1 protein-coding gene and 1 pseudogene are annotated in these 691 nt (G+C 68.6%); both read right to left on the reverse strand.

Features of this window, described 5'->3' with window-relative positions; genetic code table 11:
• Positions 1–116: 116 nt before the first annotated feature.
• Positions 117–368, reverse strand: coding sequence for a MoaD/ThiS family protein (locus tag HA630_RS01855; RefSeq protein WP_166832183.1), 252 nt, complete (start codon positions 366–368; stop codon positions 117–119).
• A gap of 11 nt (positions 369–379) precedes the next feature.
• Positions 380–691: pseudogene (locus HA630_RS01860) on the reverse strand (NAD(P)/FAD-dependent oxidoreductase); the annotation flags it as partial.

Below are 691 nucleotides of genomic sequence, written 5' to 3' on the forward strand. Positions count from 1 at the left end.
CCAGCGTCCACGGGTGTGGCCCCACGGCCTCGGGCAACCACCCCAGCCATTCCTGGGGGGTGCAACCCATGTCGCGCACAAACGATTCGGCGTAGACCGACTGCATGTCGCGCGCCTCAGCCGCCGGCGATGGGCGGCCAGATGGCCAGCACATCGCCGTCGATCAGGGCGCGGTCGGACCGCGCTTCGGGCGGCACAAAGTGGCCGTTGATGAGCACCAGGTGCACCAGCTTTAGCGGCAGGGCGTGGGCCTCGATCACCTGGCTCACGGTGGTGCCGGGCGCCAGGTCCAGCGCGATCTGGTTGTAGCGGGCGCCGGGCGGCAGGTAGTCGCCCAGCGTGGCAAACAGCTTGAAGGTGATCTGCATAGGCCCCCAGCTCAACGGCGGCGGGCGTCGCCGGCCCCGCTCCACTGGCCTTGCGCCTGGGCCGTGGCTAGGTAGGCCTTCATCAGCTGCGTCGGGTCTTCCTTGAGCTTGTCTTTCCACTCGCCCAGCTTGACTTTGCCTTCCACCAGGCCGCGCATCACGCCCACGTGGTCGGTCCAGCCCACGCTGTTGCAGCCCACCATCACGTCGCCCTGGAACTGCAGGCTCAGCACCTTGTGGTGCGCCGGGTCCAGCAGCTCCACCTGCTCGCCGCCGGGCACGCCCTGCCAGTTGCCGAAGCTGGTGGAAATCAGGCCCAGCGT

This window comes from Aquabacterium sp. A08, from assembly GCF_011742065.1.

Excerpts from the sequence above, each read along its gene's own strand:
- HA630_RS01855 (WP_166832183.1), bottom strand. The coding sequence starts at position 368 with ATGCAGATCACCTTCAAGCTGTTTGCCACGCTGGGCGACTACCTGCCG.